The sequence below is a fragment of the Rhodococcus aerolatus genome (assembly GCF_054783215.1).
Genome location: NZ_BAAGQZ010000013.1, coordinates 91,269 through 112,159 on the forward strand (window position 1 = coordinate 91,269; position 20,891 = coordinate 112,159).

The 20,891-nt window shown below is 75.9% G+C and carries 20 protein-coding genes; 9 read left to right on the plus strand and 11 right to left on the minus strand.

Annotated features, from left to right (window positions below; all coding sequences use genetic code 11):
* Positions 1-71 precede the first annotated feature (71 nt).
* The gene (locus tag ACYVOF_RS06390; RefSeq protein ID WP_460864829.1) at positions 72-2,255 is read left to right on the plus strand and encodes a S53 family peptidase; all 2,184 of its coding nucleotides are present in this window, start codon (positions 72-74) and stop codon (positions 2,253-2,255) included.
* Positions 2,256-2,331: 76 nt separating this feature from the next.
* On the opposite strand, the gene ACYVOF_RS06395 is transcribed toward ACYVOF_RS06390, so the two are convergent.
* Entirely contained in the window at positions 2,332-3,198 is an 867-nt protein-coding gene (locus ACYVOF_RS06395; RefSeq protein ID WP_460864831.1) for an SDR family NAD(P)-dependent oxidoreductase, read from the minus strand.
* 41 nt (positions 3,199-3,239) lie between these two features.
* A complete protein-coding gene (locus tag ACYVOF_RS06400; protein WP_460864833.1) occupies positions 3,240-4,325 on the minus strand; it encodes a S1C family serine protease in 1,086 nt (361 codons plus the stop codon).
* A 205-nt stretch (positions 4,326-4,530) separates the two neighbouring features.
* On the opposite strand from ACYVOF_RS06400, the gene ACYVOF_RS06405 reads away from it, so the two are divergent.
* Both ACYVOF_RS06405 and icmF read left to right on the plus strand, forming a co-directional pair.
* Complete coding sequence (locus ACYVOF_RS06405; RefSeq protein ID WP_460864834.1) at positions 4,531-6,264, plus strand: AMP-binding protein; 1,734 nt, start codon at positions 4,531-4,533, stop codon at positions 6,262-6,264.
* Positions 6,265-6,485: 221 nt separating this feature from the next.
* Positions 6,486-9,803, plus strand: coding sequence for a fused isobutyryl-CoA mutase/GTPase IcmF (gene icmF / locus ACYVOF_RS06410; protein WP_460864835.1), 3,318 nt, complete (start codon positions 6,486-6,488; stop codon positions 9,801-9,803).
* Positions 9,804-9,825: 22 nt separating this feature from the next.
* Here the strand turns inward: icmF and ACYVOF_RS06415 are convergent, their stop codons facing one another.
* The 3 genes from ACYVOF_RS06415 to ftsW are packed head-to-tail and all read right to left on the minus strand — an operon-like array spanning position 9,826 to position 12,397.
* The gene (locus tag ACYVOF_RS06415) at positions 9,826-10,605 is read right to left on the minus strand and encodes a hypothetical protein (protein WP_460864837.1); all 780 of its coding nucleotides are present in this window, start codon (positions 10,603-10,605) and stop codon (positions 9,826-9,828) included.
* Positions 10,606-10,654: 49 nt separating this feature from the next.
* Positions 10,655-10,966 (minus strand): EthD family reductase, encoded by a 312-nt coding sequence (locus tag ACYVOF_RS06420; RefSeq protein WP_460864838.1) that lies wholly within the window; start codon positions 10,964-10,966, stop codon positions 10,655-10,657.
* A 33-nt stretch (positions 10,967-10,999) separates the two neighbouring features.
* Positions 11,000-12,397, minus strand: a complete 1,398-nt coding sequence (gene ftsW, locus ACYVOF_RS06425; RefSeq protein WP_460864840.1) for a putative lipid II flippase FtsW — start codon at positions 12,395-12,397, stop codon at positions 11,000-11,002.
* 156 nt (positions 12,398-12,553) lie between these two features.
* On the opposite strand from ftsW, the gene ACYVOF_RS06430 reads away from it, so the two are divergent.
* Positions 12,554-13,918, plus strand: a complete 1,365-nt coding sequence (locus ACYVOF_RS06430; RefSeq protein WP_460864842.1) for a sensor histidine kinase — start codon at positions 12,554-12,556, stop codon at positions 13,916-13,918.
* An 11-nt stretch (positions 13,919-13,929) separates the two neighbouring features.
* Here the strand turns inward: ACYVOF_RS06430 and ACYVOF_RS06435 are convergent, their stop codons facing one another.
* Both ACYVOF_RS06435 and ACYVOF_RS06440 read right to left on the minus strand, forming a co-directional pair.
* Positions 13,930-14,604: a response regulator transcription factor gene (locus ACYVOF_RS06435; protein WP_460864843.1), complete on the minus strand. Its 675-nt coding sequence runs from the start codon at positions 14,602-14,604 to the stop codon at positions 13,930-13,932.
* A gap of 121 nt (positions 14,605-14,725) precedes the next feature.
* Entirely contained in the window at positions 14,726-15,619 is an 894-nt protein-coding gene (locus tag ACYVOF_RS06440) for an undecaprenyl-diphosphate phosphatase (protein WP_460865012.1), read from the minus strand.
* Between the two features lie 212 nt (positions 15,620-15,831).
* On the opposite strand from ACYVOF_RS06440, the gene ACYVOF_RS06445 reads away from it, so the two are divergent.
* Together ACYVOF_RS06445 and ACYVOF_RS06450 are read left to right on the plus strand one after the other, a co-directional pair.
* A complete protein-coding gene (locus tag ACYVOF_RS06445; RefSeq protein ID WP_460864845.1) occupies positions 15,832-16,239 on the plus strand; it encodes a PaaI family thioesterase in 408 nt (135 codons plus the stop codon).
* The gene (locus tag ACYVOF_RS06450) at positions 16,236-16,637 is read left to right on the plus strand and encodes an acyl-CoA thioesterase (RefSeq protein WP_460864847.1); all 402 of its coding nucleotides are present in this window, start codon (positions 16,236-16,238) and stop codon (positions 16,635-16,637) included. The genes ACYVOF_RS06445 and ACYVOF_RS06450 overlap by 4 nt, the downstream gene beginning before the upstream one ends.
* Positions 16,638-16,824: 187 nt before the next feature.
* Here the strand turns inward: ACYVOF_RS06450 and ACYVOF_RS06455 are convergent, their stop codons facing one another.
* A complete protein-coding gene (locus ACYVOF_RS06455; RefSeq protein WP_460864848.1) occupies positions 16,825-17,805 on the minus strand; it encodes an SDR family NAD(P)-dependent oxidoreductase in 981 nt (326 codons plus the stop codon).
* A 62-nt stretch (positions 17,806-17,867) separates the two neighbouring features.
* On the opposite strand from ACYVOF_RS06455, the gene ACYVOF_RS06460 reads away from it, so the two are divergent.
* Positions 17,868-18,575 (plus strand): AzlC family ABC transporter permease, encoded by a 708-nt coding sequence (locus ACYVOF_RS06460; protein WP_460864850.1) that lies wholly within the window; start codon positions 17,868-17,870, stop codon positions 18,573-18,575.
* Positions 18,572-18,889: an AzlD domain-containing protein gene (locus ACYVOF_RS06465; protein ID WP_460864854.1), complete on the plus strand. Its 318-nt coding sequence runs from the start codon at positions 18,572-18,574 to the stop codon at positions 18,887-18,889. The genes ACYVOF_RS06460 and ACYVOF_RS06465 overlap by 4 nt, the downstream gene beginning before the upstream one ends.
* On the opposite strand, the gene ACYVOF_RS06470 is transcribed toward ACYVOF_RS06465, so the two are convergent.
* Positions 18,886-19,683 carry an aldo/keto reductase gene (locus ACYVOF_RS06470; RefSeq protein WP_460864855.1) on the minus strand — a complete coding sequence of 266 codons (798 nt, stop codon included), beginning with the start codon at positions 19,681-19,683 and terminating at the stop codon, positions 18,886-18,888. The genes ACYVOF_RS06465 and ACYVOF_RS06470 overlap by 4 nt on opposite strands.
* Positions 19,680-19,964 carry a hypothetical protein gene (locus tag ACYVOF_RS06475; protein WP_460864857.1) on the minus strand — a complete coding sequence of 95 codons (285 nt, stop codon included), beginning with the start codon at positions 19,962-19,964 and terminating at the stop codon, positions 19,680-19,682. Before ACYVOF_RS06475 ends, ACYVOF_RS06470 begins: the two co-directional genes overlap by 4 nt.
* Before the next feature lie 53 nt (positions 19,965-20,017).
* Here ACYVOF_RS06475 and ACYVOF_RS06480 point away from each other — a divergent pair, with 53 nt between their 5' ends.
* A complete protein-coding gene (locus tag ACYVOF_RS06480) occupies positions 20,018-20,383 on the plus strand; it encodes a VOC family protein (RefSeq protein WP_460864860.1) in 366 nt (121 codons plus the stop codon).
* A 22-nt stretch (positions 20,384-20,405) separates the two neighbouring features.
* Here the strand turns inward: ACYVOF_RS06480 and ACYVOF_RS06485 are convergent, their stop codons facing one another.
* Positions 20,406-20,879, minus strand: coding sequence for a GNAT family N-acetyltransferase (locus ACYVOF_RS06485; protein ID WP_460864862.1), 474 nt, complete (start codon positions 20,877-20,879; stop codon positions 20,406-20,408).
* Positions 20,880-20,891: the final 12 nt, after the last annotated feature.

Consider the following 20,891-nt stretch of genomic DNA (forward strand, 5'->3'; position numbering starts at 1 on the left):
GGACCGGCTCACGAGAGCGAGACGACGTGCGCGCATCACCACGACGCAGGAGCACCCGCACCGCCGCGGGGGTGGCCGTCACCGCCGCCCTGGCGCTGGCCGTGGGGGGAGCGACCACGGCCGCAGCCGGCCCCTCCCGGGCCGCCCTGGCCGACAGCCAGCCGAGCTGGGCGGTACCCGCCGCGCTGCTGGCCCCGACCCCCGCCGACACCCCCGTCACGGCCCGGGTCTACCTGCCCTGGCGGGACCCGGCCGGCCTCGCCGCGACCACCGCGGCCGTCACCACCCCCGGCAGCCCGGACTACGGCAAGTACCTCACCCCGGAGCAGTTCCAGGCGCGGTTCGCCCCGGCCCAGCGTGACGCCGACGCCGTGGCGCGGTGGCTGACCGGCGCGGGCCTCACCGTCGTCGACACCCCGGCCGACCGCCAGTACGTCGCGGTCCAGGGCACCGCCGCCCAGGCCGAGACGGCCTTCGCCACCACCCTGGGCGAGTACTCCGCGTTCGGCACCACCCTGCGCTCGCCCGAGACGGCCCCCAGCGTGCCCGCCGCCCTGGCCGGCACGGTGAGCGCGGTCGTGGGCCTGGACGAGGGCGCGAGCGTGTCGCCCCAGGCCACCCCGCAGGGCGAGGCACCGGACGGCACCACCCCGGCCAAGGTCGCCGCCCCCGGCGTCGGCTTCCGCGTCGGCACCCCCTGCTCGACCTCGTGGGGCGAGAAGACGGTCACCCTGCCCACCGCGGTCGACGGCAGCACCGTCAAGCCCCTGGCCCCCTGCGGGTACACCCCGGCGCAGGTCCGCGGCCTGTACGGCCTGGGCTCGGCCGACACCGGCGCGGGCCAGACCGTCGCCTTCGTCGGCGCCAACGCCAGCCCCACCATCACGCAGGACGTCACCCAGTACTCGCGGCTGCACAACCTGCCCGACCCGCAGATCCAGCAGATCGTGCCGCCGGGCATCTTCCAGCACCCGACGACGCCCAAGAACGACCCGGGCGCGTTCTTCGGCGAGCAGACCCTCGACGCGGAGGCCATCCACACCACCGCCCCCGCGGCCAAGCTGCTCTACGTGGCCTCGTCGAACGCCAACCAGGACTTCGACCGCAGCGTCAGCGAGGTCGTCAAGAAGCACCTCGCCTCGATCCTGTCCATCAGCTACGGCTTCCGCGGCGAGGCCGTCCCGCAGGGCTTCGTCAACAGCCTGAACGGGATCTTCGCCCAGGCGGCCGCCACCGGGATCGGCGTCTTCGTCTCCAGCGGTGACGGCGGCGACGAGCTCGACGCGCTCGGCCGGACCTCGGTCGACTTCTACGCCAACTCCCCCAACGTCACCGCCGTCGGCGGCACGTCCGCCGCCATCGTCGCGGGGTCCGGCGGGTCGGTCTTCCCCAGCGGCGGCCGGGCCGCGGCCATCCCCGCCGCGTCGTCCGCGTCCGGCGGCGGCATCTACGGCATCGACGACCCCGCCAACCCGGTGAACCAGCCCGGCTGGACGCGGTCGTTCGAGGTCGGCTGGCAGACCGGCTTCCGCGCCGCCGAGGGCACGCTGGCCCCGCTGCCCGCGGGCACGGCCCTGCCCACCGCGACGCAGTACGCGTTCACCGGCACCGTCGACACCGGCACGCCCAGCTTCTTCGGCGGGGGCGGTGGCGGCATCAGCACCGTCTTCCCCCAGCCCAGCTACCAGCAGGGCATCACCGACGGGGCGCGCGACGGCACCACCGGGGCGAACGGCACCACCGGGCGTGCGGTGCCGGACATCTCGGCCCTGGCCGACCCCAACACCGGGTTCCTCGTCGGGCAGACCCAGCAGTTCAGCAACGGCACCTACTACGACGAGTACCGCATCGGCGGCACCTCGCTGGCGGCGCCGCTGATGGCGGGCATGGCCGCGGTCGCGAACCAGAAGGCCGGGCGTGACCTGGGCTTCCTCAACCCGCGCATCTACGCGGCGTACCGGCAGGCCCCGGCCACGATCTACGACGTCGACGAGGCGGACCTGAGCAGCCCCGCCGAGTTCGGCACCACGCCGGACGTGTTCCGGGTCAACTACACCGACTCGGAGTCCGCGGCGGGCGGGCGCACCTACAGCGTCCGCGTGCTCGAGTCCCCGGCGCAGAGCCTGCAGTCGGTGCGCGGCTACGACACCGCCACCGGCGTCGGGTCGCCGAAGGACGCGAGCTTCCTCAGCGCCCTGGGCACGGTGACGCCGCTGCCCTACACCCCGGACCCGCGCTCGCCCAAGGTGAGGTAGTCCCGGACGTCCCACGGGGCGGGCGCCGGCCGGTGACGGTCGGCACCCGCCCCGCGGTGCGTCGGGTGGGAGGGGCTCAGCCGGAGGTGAAGGCGTTGCCCTCGTCGTCGTCCCGGCCCCCGCGGGTGCCGAAGGCGCGCATGAGGGTGCCGATGGTCGCGTCGTACGCCGCCGGCGCCACCCCGAAGGCCGCGCTGATGACCTTGTTCGCCGCCCCGCCGAGCGCGTCGACGTCGTGCTCGCGGCCCGGCTTGCGCACGGCGGCGGCGATCTCCACCGCGACGTGCTCCGGGCTCGTGGACGGCGGCGGGGTCGAGCCGCCCCGGCCGCCCGTCGAGGACGCCCGCTCGTAGATCTCGGTGCGCACCGAGCCGGGGGCCACGGTGGTCACGTGCACGTGGGGCAGGTCCCGGTTCTCCTGCTGCAGCACCCGCACCAGGCCGCGCAACCCCCACTTCGACGTCACGTAGGCCCCCATCAGGGGCACCGCGACCCGGCCCAGCAGGGAGCCGACGAGCACCAGCGTGCCCGCCTCCTGGGCCCGGAACACCGCCAGCGACGACCGCGCCACGTTGGCCGCGCCGACGAGGTTGACGGCGATGACCTGGTCGAACGTCTCGGCGGGGGTCTCGGTGTGGCTGCCGTAGGCGGTGATGCCTGCGACGTTGACGACCGTGTCGAGCCGGCCGAACCGCTCGACGGCGCGGGCCACGGCGGCGTCGACCTGGTCGGCGTGGGCGACGTCGGTGACGACGACCTCGACCTCGGCCCCCGACGCCTCGCAGGTGCGGGCGGTCTCGGCCAGCTGGTCGGCCGACCGCGCGCACAGCACCAGGGCGGCGCCGCGGCGGGCGAAGAGCTGCGCGGTGGCCCGGCCGATGCCGGACGACGCCCCGGTCACGAGCACGACGGGGCGGGACCGGGCGGGGGTGGCACGGGGCACCCCCGCAGTCTGGCGGTGCTCGCGGTGGCCTGCTCGGTGGCTCAGGCGGGGCGGGAGCCCAGCGTCACCCGCACCGTCCGCTCCGGCCGGGCCAGCGCGACGTCGACCTCCTGCCCGGGGGCGGCGGCGCGCAGCGCGGCGGCCAGCGAGTCGCCGTCGCGCACCACCCGCTCCCCCAGCCGGGTCACCACGTCCCCCGCGGCCAGCCCGGCCCGGTCGGCGGGGCCGCCGGGCACGACCGAGGCCACGGTGGCGCCGCCCCCGGGGGTGCCGAAGCCGTTGGGCCCCGGCGGGGCGAGCCCCAGCCCGAGCACGGCCTGGGTGGCCGTGCCCGCCTGCACCAGCTCGTTGGCCAGCCGGGTCAGCTGGTCGACGGGGATGGCGTAGGAGACCCCGGCGTACCCGGTGGGCGGGGCGGGGGCCTGCCCGGCCGCGGCCGCCTCGGGGTCCGCGGGCGGCACCACGGTGAGCCCCACGAGCTGCCCGGCCCGGTTGACCAGCGCGCCCCCGGAGCTGCCCGGGTTCACCGCGGCGTCGGTCTGCACCGCGTCGAGCACGGTCAGCCGGCCCCGGCCCGTGACGTCCGTGCGGACCGCCCGGGCCAGCGCGGAGACGATGCCCTCGCTGGTGGTGCCGGCCAGCCCCAGCGGCGAGCCGACGGCCACCACGTCCTGGCCCACGGCCAGCGTGGCCGAGCTGCCCAGCGGCACCGGGGTCCGCGGCGCCCCGTCGTCGGTCTTGACCACGGCGAGGTCCGCCTCGGGGGCCCGGCCGACGAGGGTGGCGGTCGAGGAGGTGCCGTCGGGGAAGCTGACCCGCAGGCCCTGCGAGCCGGCGGTGACCCCGGCCGCCACGACGTGGTCGGTGGTGACGACGAGCCCGTCGGCGCTGAGCACCACCCCGGAGCCCTGGCCGCTGCTGCGCCCGGCGACGGCGTCGACCCGCACCACCCCGGGGGCCACCCGCGCGGCGAGCTCGGGCAGGTCCAGCGCGGGCTCGGGCTCGAACCGGGTGGGCCCGGTGAGCACGGGTCCGACGGCGAGGGGCGTGTCCGCCGCGGCCCGGTCGCGGAGCACCACGAGACCGCCGCCGTACCCGCAGGCCGCCAGGGCCGCGGCGGCGAGCACGACGGCGAGCGGACGGGCCCCGCCACGACCAGCGCTCTGCCCCTCACCCCGCCGACCGGCACCGTCCGAGCCCACGCCGGACAGTCTGGCGCGCGGGAGGGCCCGGCGCACCGGGGCGCGGGCCTCGACGCCGCCCGTCCCCGGGGGCGAGACTGGCCCGGCGTGCTCACCGCCGAGCACCCGCCGACGAGGAAGGCCGTCACCGATGCCGAGCCCCACCGCAGCGCCCGACTCCGCCACCGAGCGCTACCGCGCCGCCCGGGACCTGCTGCTGCGCCACCGCACCGACTACGACGCCGCCCGCGCCGAGTTCACCTGGCCCACCTTCGACGGCCCGTTCTGCTGGGCGATCGACTGGTTCGACGCCACCGCCCGCGGCAACGACGCGACCGCGCTGTGGATCGTCGAGGAGGACGACGACGCGGACGACCCGGGCACGCGGTACAGCTTCGACGCGATGGCCCGGCGCTCCGACCAGGTGGCGGACCTGCTCGAGGCCGCCGGGGTGGGCAAGGGCGACCGGGTGCTGCTCATGCTGGGCAACCAGGTCGAGCTGTGGGAGTCGCTGCTGGCCATCGCCAAGCTCGGGGCCGTCATCATGCCGACCACCACCGCGCTGGGACCCGCCGACCTCACCGACCGGGTGGAGCGCGGCCGGGCCGTGCACGTCATCGCCAACGCCGCCGACGCGGCCAAGTTCGAGGCGGTCCCCGGCAGCTACGGCCGCACCGCCGTCGGTGGCGACGTCCCCGGGTGGGGCCGCTACACCGACGCCGACGACCAGCCGGGCACGGTGCGCACCTCGGTGACGCAGCCCGACGACACGCTGCTGGTGTACTTCACCTCGGGCACCACGAGCCGGCCCAAGCTGGTCGAGCACAGCCAGGTCAGCTACCCCGTCGGGCACCTGTCCACGATGTACTGGATCGGCCTGCAGCCCGGCGACGTGCACCTCAACATCAGCTCCCCCGGGTGGGCCAAGCACGCGTGGAGCAACGTGTTCGCGCCCTGGATCGCCGGGGCCACGATCTTCATCTCGAACTACACCCGCTTCGACGCCGCCCGGCTGCAGGACCAGCTGCGCCGCTGCGGCGTGACGACCTTCTGCGCCCCGCCGACGGTGTGGCGCATGCTCATCCAGTCCGACCTCTCCGGCGGGGCCGGGTCCGTGCGCGAGGCGGTGGCCGCGGGCGAGCCGCTCAACCCGGAGGTCATCGCCCAGGTGCGCGAGCACTGGGGGCTGACCATCCGCGACGGCTTCGGCCAGACCGAGAGCTCGGTGCAGATCGCCAACTCCCCGGGCCAGGTCCTGGTGCCCGGCTCCATGGGCCGGCCGCTGCCCGGGGTGCCGTCGGTGCTGGTCGACCCGCTCACCGGCGAGCTCGCCGACGAGGGCGAGATCTGCCTCGACCTCACCGAGCGGCCCGTCGGGCTCATGATCGGCTACACCGACGACCCCGTCCGCAACGACGCCGCGATGGCCGGCGGCTACTACCACACCGGGGACGTGGCGAGCCGGGACGCGGACGGGCACATCACCTACATCGGCCGCACCGACGACGTGTTCAAGGCCAGCGACTACAAGATCAGCCCGTTCGAGCTCGAGAGCGTGCTGCTCGAGCACCCGGCCGTGGCGGAGGCGGCGATCGTGCCCGCGCCCGACCCGGTGCGCATGGCCGTGCCCAAGGCGTTCGTGCTGCTCGCCGCGGGGCACGAGCCCACCGCGGAGACGGCGGAAGCCATCCTGCGCCACGCCCGCGAGCACCTGGCCCCGTTCCAGCGGGTGCGGCGCATCGAGTTCGCCGAGCTGCCCAAGACGATCAGCGGCAAGATCCGCCGCGTCGAGCTGCGCACCCTCGAGCAGCAGCGCTTCGACGACGCCGGGGCCGGGGTGCCGGAGTGGCGCGACGACGAGTTCCCCGGCCTGCGCGGCTCCTGACCCCACGCCCCGCCCCCGTCCCGAGCCTGCCGGCGCACACTGCGGGCAGTGTGTCCGCGCCCGGGCGTGCCGCCGGGACACAGTGCGGGCAGTGCGCGGGGGCGTGCGGGGGCCGGGGCCGTCCGGGTGTGCCTGGGGTCACCCGCGCGCTACAGTCGGGCCGGAATTACCTGGACGTCCTACTAAATCCGGCGACGACCCCCGCGCCGGGGAGGAGTGCCATGCCGAGCGCCACCGCCGCCGACCGCCGCGACGCCGCGGAGTCGACCACCCAGGTCGAGCGCGCCGCCGCCGAGCGCCCGGCGCTGCACCAGCCGGTGAACCCGGTCCGGTTCGTCACCGCCGCCAGCCTGTTCGACGGCCACGACGCGGCCATCAACATCATGCGGCGGGTGCTGCAGTCCCAGGGCGCCGAGGTCATCCACCTCGGCCACGACCGCTCCGTGGAGGCCGTCGTCACCGCCGCGGTCCAGGAGGACGCGCAGGGCGTTGCGCTGTCGTCCTACCAGGGCGGGCACGTCGAGTACTTCAGCTACCTCAAGGAGCGCCTCGCCGAGGTCGGCGCCGGGCACGTGCAGGTGTTCGGCGGCGGGGGCGGCGTCATCGTCCCCGAGGAGATCGCCACCCTGCGCGAGCGCGGCGTCTCCATCTTCGCCCCCGAGGACGGCCAGCGCCTCGGCCTGCCCGGGATGATCAACGAGCTCATCGCCGCGTGCGACGTCGACCTCACCGAGACCCCGCCGGACGTCGACGCCGTGCTCTCCGGGGACCCGGCCGCCCTGGCCCGCGCCATCACCGTGCTCGAGGCCGGCCGCGGCTCCGACGACCTGCTCGCCCGGCTGCGCGACGCCGCCGCCGCGCGCACCGTGCCCGTCCTGGGCATCACCGGCACCGGCGGCTCGGGCAAGTCCTCGCTCACCGACGAGCTGGTGCGCCGCTTCCGCATCGACACCGAGGACAAGCTCCGCGTCGCCGTCATCGCCATCGACCCCAGCCGCCGCCGCGGGGGCGGGGCCCTGCTGGGCGACCGCATCCGGATGAACTCCCTGGCCGACGGGGCGGGCGGCGACACCGGCCTGGTCTTCTTCCGCTCGCTGGCCACCCGCACCCCCGGCGCGGAGGTCCCCGAGCACCTCGACGACGTCATCACCGCGGCCAAGGCAGCCGGGTACGACCTCGTCGTCGTCGAGACCCCCGGCATCGGGCAGGGCGACGCCGCCATCGTGCCGTTCGCCGACGTCTCCCTCTACGTCATGACGCCGGAGTTCGGCGCCGCCTCGCAGCTGGAGAAGATCGACATGCTCGACTTCGCGGACGTGGTGGCGGTGAACAAGTTCGAGCGCCGCGGCGCCGACGACGCCCGCCGCGACGTCGCCCGCCAGCTGTTGCGCAACCGGGAGGCGTTCGGCAAGTCCTGGCAGGACATGCCCGTCTTCGGCACCTCCGCCGCCCGCTTCAACGACGACGGCGTCACCGCGCTCTACCAGCACCTGCGCGACGAGCTCGTGGGCAAGGGGATGCCCCGCACCGCCGGGGTGCTGCCCGCCGTCGACGTCGTCGCCTCCTCGGGGCTCACCTCGGTGGTGCCGTCCAACCGGGCCCGCTACCTGGCCGACATCGCCGACGCGGTCCGCGGCTACCACGCCCACACCGAGACCCACGCCGGGCACGCCCGCACCCGCCAGCACCTGCGCACCGCGCTGGGCCACGTCGACGGCGAGGCCACCACCCAGCTCGAGGCGGCGCTCGCCCGGGTCGAGGACACCCTGGACCCGCTGGTGGCCCGGCAGCTCGAGCGCTGGCCCGCCACGGTCGAGGAGTATTCTGGCGACGAGCTCGTCTACACGGTGCGCGGCAAGGAGATCCGGGTGCCGCTGCGCCGGGAGACCCTGTCGGGCTCCAAGGTCAGCCGGGTCGCGCTGCCCCGTACCACCGACGACGCCGAGCTGGTGCGCTTCCTGCGCCGGGAGAACCTGCCCGGCTACTTCCCGTACACCGCGGGCGTCTTCCCGTTCAAGCGCGACGGCGAGGCCCCGGCGCGGATGTTCGCCGGGGAGGGCGACGCGTTCCGCACCAACCGCCGCTTCCAGCTGCTCAGCGAGGGCAACGAGGCCACCCGGCTCTCCACCGCCTTCGACTCGGTCACCCTCTACGGCCGCGACCCCGACCGCCGGCCCGACATCTACGGCAAGGTCGGCACCTCCGGGGTCTCCATCGCCACCGTCGAGGACATGGAGGTCCTCTACGGCGGGTTCGACCTCTGCTCGCCGACCACGTCGGTGTCGATGACGATCAACGGCCCCGCCCCGACGATCCTGGCCATGTTCCTCACCACCGCGATCAACCAGCGGGTGGCCTGGTTCCGCGACGAGCACGACCGCGAGCCCGACGCCGCCGAGCGCGAGGAGCTCACCGCCTGGGTGCTGGCCAACGTCCGCGGCACGGTGCAGGCCGACATCCTCAAGGAGGACCAGGGGCAGAACACCTGCATCTTCTCCACCGAGTTCGCGCTGCGCTGCATGGGCGACATCCAGCAGTACTTCATCGACCACCAGGTGCGGAACTTCTACTCCGTGTCCATCTCCGGCTACCACATCGCCGAGGCCGGGGCCAACCCCATCAGCCAGCTGGCGTTCACGCTGTCCAACGGCTTCACCTACGTGGAGTCCTACCTGGCCCGCGGCATGAGCGTCGACGACTTCGCCCCGAACCTGTCCTTCTTCTTCTCCAACGGCATGGATGCGGAGTACTCCGTCATCGGCCGGGTGGCCCGGCGCATCTGGGCCGTGGCCATGCGGGAGCGCTACGGCGCCAACGACCGCAGCCAGAAGCTGAAGTACCACGTGCAGACCTCGGGGCGCTCCCTGCACGCCCAGGAGATGGACTTCAACGACATCCGCACCACGCTGCAGGCGCTGTGCGCGATCTACGACAACGCGAACTCGTTGCACACCAACGCCTACGACGAGGCCGTGACCACCCCGAGCGCGGAGTCGGTGCGCCGGGCGCTGGCCATCCAGGTCATCATCGACAAGGAGTGGGGCCTCGCGGACAACGAGAACCCGCTGCAGGGCAGCTGGATCATCGAGGAGCTGACCGACCTCGTGGAGGAGGCGGTGCTGGCCGAGTTCGACCGCATCGCCGAGCGCGGCGGCGTGCTGGGCGCGATGGAGACCGGCTACCAGCGCGGCCGCATCCAGGACGAGTCGATGACCTACGAGCACCGCAAGCACGACGGCTCGCTGCCCATCGTCGGGGTCAACACGTTCCTCGACCCGAAGCGCGACGAGACCCCGCCCGGGCCCGTGGAGCTCGCGCGGGCCACGGAGGCCGAGAAGCAGGGCCAGCTCGACCGGCTGGCGGACTTCCAGGCCCGCCACCGCGACGACGCGGAGGCCGCGCTCGACCGGCTCAAGACCGCGGCACTGGGCGGGGACAACGTCTTCGCGGCGCTGATGGACGCGGTGCAGCACTGCTCGCTGGGGCAGATCTCGCAGGCGTTCTTCACCGTGGGGGGCCAGTACCGCCGCAACGTCTGAGCGGGCGGCGCTGCCCGCGGGCTCAGCGCAGCATCGCGAGCACGTCGTCGGGGTGGAAGCAGTCGGCGCTCACGTGGCCCCCGGTGCAGGGCCGCAGGTCCGCCCCGGGCACCCGGGCCGCGAACGGCGCGGCCTGGGTGGCGGTGGGCACCCGGTCGTCGTCGGTGGCGGAGCGCAGCACCACCGCCAGCCCCGCGTAGTCGGTGACCGGCCGCTGCGACGGGTCGGCCGCGGCCACCTCGGCGGGCGTCATGACGGCGTCGACACCGCGGAACCGGGTGCGGGCCTGCGCCAGGTCGGTGACCGCGGAGACGCCGAGCCACCCGACGACGCCCGGCACCGTGCCGTCGGAGGCCAGGTCGAGCCCGGCCACCCCACCCATCGACACGGACACGACGACCACCGGCCCGAGCGGGTAGCGCTGCGCCGCAGCCCGGACGAGCGCCCGGTAGTCGTCCTGGGACGCGGCGTCGCCCCAGGCGTTGCCGTCAGCCACCGCGGAGGCGACGACCCAGCCGTCCGCCAGCAGCGCGGCGGTGAAGCCCGCCCCAAAGCCGGTGACGGGGTCGTCCTCGTCGGCCCCCGAGCCGTGCACCCACAGCGCCAGCGGCCGCGGGGTGCCCGGGCCCGGCTGCGCCCGCACCGCGGCGGCCCCGCCGGGCAGGTCGAACCGGTCGGTGACCACGCCGGCGGGCAGCGTCACCGCCGGCGTGGTCGCCGGGGGGTGCAGCACGACGAGCACCGCGGCGACGAGCAGCGCCACGAGCGCGGCCCCGGTGAGCAGCACGGTCCGGCGGGTCACCCCACCATCGTGCGCCCGACCGGGGCCGTCCGCCCCCGCCCCGGCCGGTCTAGCCGACGAGCACCTGCTCGGGGGCCTTGAACAGGGTGGCCCCGCCGGTGGCGAAGTTCGCGACGTCGGCGCCGGCCGCGGCCATCTCGGGCGAGGAGAGCCCGGCGGCCATCGACTCCGCGGTCTCGAAGCCCAGGGTGGCGACCATGTAGAACGGCGGCGCCCCGCCGTCCATCGACTCGGCCTTGCCGATGGTGAAGCGGACCAGGCCGGGGATCTTCTTGGCGAGGTCGACGTGGGTGCGCTGGTAGTAGTCGTCGAACGCGGCCGGGTCGGTGGGCTGGCCGTAGCAGACGTAGACCTGGTGCACGCGGGCTCCTCGGGGCTGGGGCGGCGCTGCAGCTCAGCGCCGCCGGGGTGGCCGGCGCGCGACGGGCTGCCCCGCACCGCGCCGTCCGGACCCGGTGAGCCTCACCCCGTCCCGGTCCCCGGTCAACCCGCGCCGGGGTGCCACGGGGTGGCGGGCCGCGGCGGGCACCCCGAGGCGCAGGAGCCGGCTCACCCGGTCCGGGCCGTGGGCCAGCAGCGACGCCCGGGCGGCGGGCTCGGCGCGGGCCGCCGAGGCGAGCAGCCCGATCACCACCAGGGTCACCGCGCTGGACGTCCCGCCCGCGGACACCAGCGGCAGCGTGACCCCGGTGACGGGCAGCAGGCCCACCACGTAGCCGATGTTGATCAGCGCCTGGGCCAGCAGCCACACCGTCAGCGTCGAGGTCAGCAGGGCCAGGAACGGGTCGGCCGAGCGGGCGGCGACCCGCAGGCCCGCCCAGGCGAGGGTGGCCAGCAGCGCGAGCAGCACCAGCGCCCCCAGCAGGCCCAGCTCCTCCCCGACGATGGCGAAGATGAAATCGTTCTGGGCGTTCGGCAGGTAGCTCCACTTCGCCGCGCCCTCTCCCAGCCCGGCGCCCAGCAGTCCGCCGTCGGCCAGGGCGTCGCGGGCCTGCAGCGCCTGGTAGCCGGCGCCCTGCGGGTCCGCGGCGGGGTCGAGGAACGAGGTGACCCGGCTGGCCCGGTAGCCCGCGGTCACGGCCAGCACCGCCACCCCCGCCACCGCGGTGCCCAGGGCCCCGGCGAACAGCAGCAGCGGCGCCCCGGCGAAGAACAGCAGCGCCAGCAGCACCACCCCGAGGGAGATGGCGGTGCCCAGGTCCGGCTGCGCGACCACGAGCGCCAGCACCAGCACTCCCACCGGGACCAGCGGCAGCAGCAGGGAGCGCAGCGGCGCGGCCGGGTCGCGGGGCCGTGAGAGCACGTGCGCCCCCCACACGGCCAGCGCCACCTTGGCGGGCTCGGCGGGCTGGAACGCCACCGGACCCAGGTCGAACCACTTGCTCGCACCGTGGGCGACGTGGCCCAGGCCCGGGACGAGCACCAGCACCAGCAGCACGAGGCACACGGCGAGGGCGGGTCCGGACCAGCGCCGCAGCGCCCGCACCGGGACCCGGACCGTGACGAGCAGCGCCACCACGCCCACCACCGTGAACAGGGCCTGCTTGTCGAACAGGGCGTAGGCGGAGCCGTCGGCCAGGTAGGAGGTGATGTCGGAGGCGGAGAGCTGCATGACGAGGCCGAACACGGTCAGCAGCGCCCCGGTGCCGAGCACGAGGTGCAGCGAGGTGAACGGGCGGTCCAGCCAGCCGTGCACGGCGCGGGCGGCGGTGCGGGGCCGGCGGCGGGAGGGGCGCCTGGACGGGCGCCGGGTGGGGTCCGGGGTCGGGCGCCGGGTCGCGGTGCTGGCCACACCGTGAGCATCCGCGCGGGCACGGCCCGGCCGGGGCAGCGCGGTGTGAGTGTCGCGTCAGGCGGGCGGGGACGGACCGTCCACACCGGACGCCGTGGCACGAGTCGGGCGCGGGGGCGGGCCGCCGGGGGGCCGTGGCGGTGGGAGGCTGGGCGGGTGCGCGTCCCGGAGAGCTGGCGGCACCCGACGCGGTGGGGCGTGCGGGCGCGCTCGGCGCTGGCCGCCATGGCGGTGGTGGCCGTCGCCGTCGGGGTGGCCGCGGCGGCCCTGCTCGTCGTACTGCAGCTCGCCCTGGCCGGCGCGGCCGACGACGCGGCCACCGGCCGGGCCCGCGACGTGGCCGCCGCGCTGCGGACCACCGACCCCGCCGGACTCGACCCCGCGCTGCTGAGCACCGACGCCCGCACCACGGCCGTGCAGGTGCTCGACGGCGACGGCACCGTCGTCGCCCGCTCCCCCGGCGCGCCCACCACCCCGCTGGCCGCGACCCGGCCCGCCACGGGCGCCACCGTGGCCGGGGTGCGGGTGCGCACGCCGTCGGCCGAGCTGCGGGTGGCGGCCGCGGGGGCGGGCGGCGGCCAGACCGTCCTCGTCGCGGCCAACCAGGAGCCGATCGAGACCACCACCCGCACCGTGGGGGCCCTGCTGGCCCTCGGTGCGCCGGTCATCGTGCTCGTCGTCGGCTGGCTCACCCAGGCGCTCGTGGGCCGGTCGCTGCGCTCGGTGGACCGCATCCGGGCCCGCGTCGCGGCGGTCTCCGCCCACGACCTCACCGGGCGGGTGCCGGTGCCCACCGCGCGCGACGAGGTCGCCGAGCTCGCGGAGACGATGAACGCGATGCTGGCGCGGCTGGAGGCGGCGACCGCGGCGCAGCGGCGCTTCGTCGGGGACGCCTCGCACGAGCTGCGCAGCCCGCTGGCCACGGTGACCACCGCCCTGGAGCTGGCGTCGTCGCGGCCCGAGGTGCTCGACGCGGCGCTGGTCGAGGGCACGCTGCTGCCCGAGGCGCACCGGATGAGCCGGCTCGTCGACGACCTGCTGCTGCTGGCCCGGGCCGACGAGCGCGGCCTGCCGGCGCACCGGACCGACGTCGACCTCGACGACGTGGCCGACGGGGTGCTCACCCGGCTGGAGCCGCCGCGGCCCGGCACGACCGTGGTCCGCGACCTCGGGCCCGCCCGGCTCTCCGGCGACCCCGCGCAGCTGGGCCGGGTGGTGCGCAACCTGGTGGAGAACGCGCAGCGCCACGCCCGCGCGCAGGTGCGGGTGCGCACCGGGACCGAGGGCGGTGCCGTGCTGCTCGCGGTCGACGACGACGGGCCCGGCATCCCCGTCGCCGAGCGCGGCCGGGTGCTGCAGCGCTTCGTCCGGCTCGAGGAGGACCGGGGCCGGGAGACGGGCGGCTCCGGGCTGGGCCTGGCCATCGTCGCCGAGATCGTCGAGGCCCACGGCGGCACGGTCGACGTGGGCGGCTCCGCGCTGGGCGGCGCGCAGGTGTGCGTGCGGCTGCCCGCGGGCTGACCGCGACCCCCTCAGTCGTCGGCGACCAGCACGTAGCCCGCGCCGCGCACGGTGCGGATGCTGCTGCGGCCGAACGGGGTGTCGACCTTGCGCCGCAGGTAGCCGACGTAGACCTCGACGACGTTCTCGTCGCCCTCGTGGTGGGCGTCCCACACCCCCCGCAGGATCTCCGACTTCGTCAGCACCACCCCGGTGTTGAGCAGCAGGAACTGCAGCAGCCCGTACTCCCGCGGGGTCAACGAGACCTCCTCGCCCGCCCGGGTCACCCGGTGCCGCGCCGGGTCGAGCACCAGGTCGCCCGCCACCAGCTCGGGCGGGCGGTCGGCGCCGCCGCGGCGCACCAGGGCGCGCAACCGCGCCACCAGGACGACGAAGGAGAACGGCTTCGTCAGCCAGTCGTCGGCCCCGAGGTCGAAGGCGTCGACCTCGTCGAGGTCCCCGTCCTTGGCGGTGAGCATGAGCACCGGGGTGCGCACCCCGCCGGCCCGGATCGTCTTGAGCACGTCGTAGCCGTTGAGGCCGGGGAGCATCACGTCGAGCACGACGACGTCCCACTCCTGGGCCAGGCCGAGCCGCGCGCCGTCGGGCCCGGTGGCCGCGACCTCGACGACGAAGCCCTCCAGCGTCAGCCCGCGGCGGACGGTCTCGGCCAGCCGGGGCTCGTCCTCGACCAGCAGCACCCGCATGCCGGCATCCTCCCCCACCCCGGCGCCGGGGGACGGGGGCGGCTGAGGCCCAGGCTCGGGCTCGGGCTCGAGCTCGGGCTCGAGCTCGGGCTCAGGCTCAGGCTCAGGCTCAGGCTCAGGCTCAGGCGAAACGGAGCACCGACGCGACCCCGGCCACCAGGCAGTAGACGGCGAACGGCACGAGGGTGCGGGTGGCGAAGTACCGGGTGAGGAAGCGGACCGAGGCGTAGGCGGCCAGGCCGGCGACGACGGCACCGACGAGGACCTGCCCGAGGATGCCGTGGCCGCTCGGCCCGGCCAGCGTCGGCAGCTTGAGCACCCCGGCCGCCAGGATCACCGGGGTGGCCAGCAGGAAGGACAGCTTGGCCGCGTCCTCGTGGTCGAGGCCGCGCAGCAGGCCGCCGACCATGGTGACGCCCGAGCGGCTGATCCCCGCCAGCAGCGCGAGGGTCTGGAACAGCCCGACCACCGCGGCCTCGCGGTACTCCAGCGTCGCCAGGCTGCGGCGGGTGCCCACCACGACCCCGCCCCCCGGCCCCGCGGGTGCGGGGGCGCGGTCCGCGCGGCGGCGCAGCACCTCGCCGGCGGCCAGGACGAGGCCGTTGACGGTGAGGAAGACGCCCGCGGCCAGGGGCTTGGCGAACAGGGTGCGCAGCGGGTGCTCGAGCAGCAGCCCGGTGATCCCGACGGGCACGGTGGCCACCACGACCAGCCAGGCCAGCCGCTGCGACGAGGTCTCCACCCGGCGGGTCCGCAGGCTGGTGACGAGCGCACCGACGAGGCGCACCCAGTCCCGGGCGTAGAACACGACGAGCGCGATCGCCGTGGCGACGTGCAGGGCCACGACGAACGCCAGGTACGGCGAGGTGCTCCCGGAGGCGCCCTGGGTGACCAGGTCGGCCCACGAGCCGCCGAGCCAGGCCGGGACGAGCACCGAGTGGCCGAGGCTGGAGACGGGGAACAGCTCGGTGACGCCCTGCAGCGCGCCGATGACCACGGCCTGGAGGTAGGTGATCACGGGCGGGGTCCCTCGCAGGTCGACGGGGCGGGGGCACCACGTGCCCGGACGGCGCCGATCCTGGCCGGGGCGCGCTGTGAGGCCGCTGAGAGCGTGGTCGCCGCCACACCCCGGGTGCCGGTGGGGGCCGGGGGTGCGGCAGGGTGGGCCGCGTGGCTCCCGCCGACCGCACCGCTCCGCCCGCTTCTGCGCCCGCGCCTGCGTCGCCCGTGGTGGGCGACGAGCTGCGGGCGGTGGTCGACGGCGGGTTCGCCGGGCGCATCGGGCTGGTGCACGACGACATCGGCCCCGACGCGGTGACGGCCCACCTCGAGGTGGCCCCGGCGCTGCTGGGGTCCGAGGGCGGGCTGCACCCGGGGGTGGCCAGCGCGGTCGTGGAGACCCTGGCGAGCGTGGGGGCCGCGGTGTGGCTGGGCGGGGCCGGTCAGGTCGTCGGGGTCACCAACGCCACCGACCACCTCAGCGCCCCGACCTCGGGCGTGCTGCGGGCCCGGGCCGAGCCGGTCGACCGGGGACACGACGCCCAGCTGTGGCAGGTGCGGCTGGTCGACGCCGACGGCGCCCTCGTGGCCGACGGCCGGGTGCGGCTGCAGAACCTGCGCGGCCGCCGCCGGTGAGCGGGCTGACGGGGGCGCGGCGCACCGAGCGGCGGCGCGTGCTGTTCGTCGACACCGACGCCGGCGGCCGCATCCACTTCACCGCGGCGCTGCGCTGGGCCGAGGCCGTCGAGCACCGGCTGGTCCGCGACCTCGACCCCGGCTGCGACATCGGCACCTGGCCGCGGCGGCGCGTCGAGGCCACCTACCACCGGGCGCTGGGCTTCGACGACGAGTTCGACCTCACCCTCGGGGTGGTGCGGGTCGGGAGCACGAGCGTCACCTGGGCGTGGCAGGTGGAGCGCGACGGAGCGGTGTGGGTGGAGGGCGGCTACACCACGGTGCACGTGGGGGCCGACGGCGCGCCCGAGCCGGTGCCCGCCGCGCTGCGCGCCGCCCTGTCCGACCCCACCGCCTGACGCCCCTGCCCCGCGCGCCCCTTCCTCGCGTTTCGCCCACTTCGCGCGACCTCATGGGACCCGTCAGGACCGCGCCGGGCGCACTTTCCGGTGTCGCGGGCGCCTCCCGGAGTACGTCGGGCGCACTTTCCGGTGTCGCGGGTGCCCTAGGACCGCGTCGGGCGCACTTTCCGGTGCCGCGACCGGGTCAGGGGCGACCGCCCGCGGCGTCGCGGCACAGCCGCCAGAGCCGCGCCCGGGTCGTCGGGTCGTCGTGCTGCACGGGGAGGTAGTGCGTGGCGCGGGGCCGGCGGTCGTGCCAGAACAGCCCGGAGCGCTCCCCCGCCTGACGGGCCGCGCACAGCCAGACGATGGTGTCCGCGCCCTGGGCGGGGCTGCGCAGGATCGCCTTCGTCAGCCGCGCGAAGCCGGGGATCGAGCCGCTCACGCCCGGGGTGTCGGCCCAGCCGGGGTGCATGGAGTGCACGACGGGGTCGTCGGCGTCGGTGAAGGCCTCGGCCAGCTGCTCGACCACCGCCACCTGCATCCGCTTCGTGCGGGCGTAGGCGGTGACGCCCTTGTAGTCACCCTGGACGTACTGCAGGTCGGCGGGGACCGCGGGCACCGGGTACATCCCGCCGGAGGACACCCACACCACGCGGGCGTCGCCATCGGCGTGCAGCAGCGGCCGCAGCCCGACCGTCAGCACGAACGGGCCCAGCACGTGGGTGGCCAGGGCGAGCTCGTGGCCCTGCGCGGTGGTCGTGCGCCGCTCGGGGATGATCCCGGCGCAGTGCACCAGCCCGTGCAGCGAGACCAGGTCGTCCTGCAGTGCGGCCACCAGGCCGCGGGCGGCGTCGAGGTCGCTGACGTCGCACTCCCGCACCACCAGGCGCGCGTCGGGCACCTGGCGGCGCACCACCGCGGCCGCGTCCTCGAGCCGGGAGGCCGTGCGTCCCACCAGGTGCACCGTCGCGCCGAGCCGGGCCAGCCCCGCCGCCGTGGCCGCGCCCAGCCCGGAGCTCGCCCCGGTGACCACGACGTGCCGGTCGCCGGTGAAGGGCTCGGCGTCGGGTGCCCACCACGCCCGCCGGACGGCCGGGCCGAGCGCGGAGTAGCCGGGGACGACGAGCTTGTCCAGGACGGTGTCGAGGGTGCCGGTGAGCCGGCGGGGCAGGGAGGGGGGCACCCGGCGAGGCTAGCGGGGCGGACCCGGGCCGGCCGGTGCGGCCGACGGGGCAGGATGCGCGGGTGACCACCGCACCCGACGGCCCCGCCCCCACCGCGACCGTGTGGGACGGGGTGCGCTCGATCGCGCCCGTGCTCGTCGGGGTCGTCCCCTTCGGCCTGGTCGCCGGGCTCACCGCGGTGCAGACGGGCCAGGGCGTGCTCGGGGCGGTCGTGTTCTCCACGGTCGTCTACGCCGGGGCCGCGCAGCTGACCATGCTCAACCTGCTCAGCACGGGCACGTCGCTGGCCGTGGTCGTGGTGACGGCCCTGGTCATCAACGCCCGCTTCGTCCTCTACTCGGCCTCGATGGCCCCCCAGCTCACGCAGACCTCCGTGCGGCGCCGGCTCCTCGGGTCCTACCTGCTGACCGACCAGGCCTACGCGGTGAGCATCGCCCGGTTCCGCTCCCCGCTCGACGCCGTCGGCCGCTGGCAGTTCTTCCTCGGGGCGGCGACCGTGATGTGGGTGGTCTGGCAGGCCTCGACGGTCCTCGGTGCCCTGGTGGGCGGCGCGGTCCCGAGCGACGTGCCGCTCTCCTTCGCGGTGCCGATGGCCTTCCTCGCCCTCGCGGTCCCCAACATCACCGACCGGCCGACGCTCGTGGCCGCCGTGGTCTCCGCGGTGGTGGCCGTGGCGGCGGCGCCGCTCGGCACCGGGGCGTTCCCGCTCGCGGCGGTCAGCGGGATCGTCGTCGGCGCCGGCCTGGCGCTGCGCGGCGGCACCCCGTGAGCGAGGTGGCGCTCCTCGCGGCGGTGCTCGTCGGGGTCGGCACCGTCGCGCTGCGGGCGAGCGTGCTGGTGGTGGCCCAGCGCCTCGGCGAGGTGCCGCCGCGGGTGCGCGAGGTGCTGCGGATGATCCCGCCCGCCGCGCTCGCCGCCCTGGTCGCGCCGGCCGTGATGCGCCCGGGCGGCACGTTCGAGCTCGTGTCGCCGGAGTCGGTCGCGGGCCTGCTGGCGCTGCTGGTGGCGTGGCGGACCCGCAGCCTGCTGGCCACGATCCTGGTCGGGCTCGTCGCCGTCGTCCTGCTGGGGCTGGTGCTCTAACCGGCGGTGGACAGGCCGTCGATCTCGGCCACCTCGTCCGCGGTGAGGGTGAAGCCGACGACGTCGGCGTTGGCCGCGATGCGGTCCGCCGTCACCGACTTGGGGATGACCACGACGCCGTGCTCGAGGTGCCAGCGCAGCACCACCTGCGCCGTGCTCACCCCGTGGGCCTCGGCGACCCGGGTGAGCACCGGGTCGGCCAGGTCGGTGTTCTTGAACGGGCTGTACCCCTCGACGACGACGCCGCGCTCGGCGTGCTCGGCCAGGAAGGCCGGGTCGTGCAGCGTGGGGCCCCAGCTGACCTGGTTCAGCGCCGGGGCCTCGCCCGTGGCGGTCACGAGCTCGTCGACCTGAGCCGTCGAGTAGTTGCTCACGCCGATCGCCCGCACCAGGCCGCGCTCACGGGCGTCGAGCAGCTGCTGCCACGTCTCGGGGCTGGCCTGGCCGTTCGGCGGGGCGTGCACCAGCCACAGGTCGATCGCGTCCACCCCGAGCGCGGCCAGGCTCTCGTCGAGCACGTCCCGGGCCTGCCCGGCGCGCGACGGCGGCAGCTTCGTCGTCAGGAACACGTCGTCGCGGGCGACCCCCGAGTCGGCGAGCGCGCGGCCCACCTCGGCCTCGTTGCGGTACATGGTGGCGGTGTCGAGGTGGCGGTACCCGACGTCGAGGGCGGTGCGCACGCTGCGGTAGCCGTCGTCCCCGGTGGCCTGCCAGGTGCCGAAGCCGACGAGCGGGATGTCGACGCCACCGCGCAGGGTGGCGGCGGGCCGGGCGAGGGAGTCGTCGTTGCTCATGGCTCCAGCGTGCGTCGCTCGCGGCCGTCGCGCAGCGCGGCCGTCGTGGGCCCCGAGCAGCAGCCCGGCGGGTCCCCCGGGCTCGGCGCGGGCGCGGGGCGCTCGTCCTGCGCCAGGACCTCGAGGCGCGCCTCGACGGCGGCCGGGTGCCACATCTCGTCGAACGGGCCCATGATCGTGTAGCCGCCCCCGCCGCGGCCGCGCCGAGCGAGCCACGGCAGCCCGCCCAGCACCAGGAGCACGGACCCGACGAGGACGACGAGACCCACGGTGTCGGCCACGTCGGGCACGGTAGGCCCTCGCGGCGCGCGGCCCCAGGGGGTAGGCAGGACGCGTGGCGTTCGTGCGGCTCCACCACGTCCAGCTGGCCATGCCTGCCGGGCGGGAGGACGACGCCCGGACGTTCTTCGTCGACGTGCTCGGCATGCGGGAGATTGCGAAGCCCCCGGCCCTGGCTGCCCGCGGCGGGGCGTGGTTCCGGGCCGGCGGGGTCGAGATCCACTGCGGGGTGCAGGACCCCTTCTCCCCGGCCACGAAGGCGCACCCCGGCCTGCTCGTGACCGACCTCGACGCGGTGGTCGACGCGCTGCGCGCCGCCGGGCAGCACGTGGCGTGGGACGGCGACTTCCCCGGGTTCCGTCGGGCCTACGCCGACGACCCGTTCGGCAACCGGCTCGAGCTGCTCGAGTCGTCCGGCTGACCGAGCCCCGCGCACCTGCGGGTCAGGGTCGTTCGAGCCTGATCTCCGGGACGCCGGTCCCCGCGTCGACCGCGCGCCGGCCCTCCAGGACGAACCCGACCCGCCGGTAGAACGCCCGGGCCCGGTGGTTGGCCTCGAACACCCACAGGAACGCCGGCCGACCACCGATCGCCCGGTCCACCAGACGCTCGGCCACGCCCCTGCCCCGGTGCGGCGGCAGGAGGTACACGCTCGTGAGCTCGAGCCCGGCTGCGCCGTCGCTCCAGCTGACGGCCCCCACGACCTCCCCCGCACGGAGGGCGAGGACGGCCTGCCGTCCACCCGAGACCAGCCGGTGCGTCCACCGCACGCACCGTTCCTGTGGCGTCACGGCGTCCAGGTAGGCGTCGGGCACCAGACCGCGGTACGCCTCGCGCCAGACCGTGGTGTGCAGCTCGGCGATCGCGGCGGCGTCCCCCGGGTGGGCGGGCCGGAGATCGGGGACGTCGGCCGGCACCTCGCCATCCTC

Excerpts from the sequence above, each read along its gene's own strand:
- ACYVOF_RS06470 (WP_460864855.1), bottom strand. The coding sequence starts at position 19,683 with ATGAGCAACGACGACTCCCTCGCCCGGCCCGCCGCCACCCTGCGCGGT.
- ACYVOF_RS06435 (WP_460864843.1), bottom strand. The coding sequence starts at position 14,604 with ATGCGGGTGCTGCTGGTCGAGGACGAGCCCCGGCTGGCCGAGACCGTC.
- icmF (WP_460864835.1), top strand. The coding sequence starts at position 6,486 with ATGCCGAGCGCCACCGCCGCCGACCGCCGCGACGCCGCGGAGTCGACC.
- ACYVOF_RS06405 (WP_460864834.1), top strand. The coding sequence starts at position 4,531 with ATGCCGAGCCCCACCGCAGCGCCCGACTCCGCCACCGAGCGCTACCGC.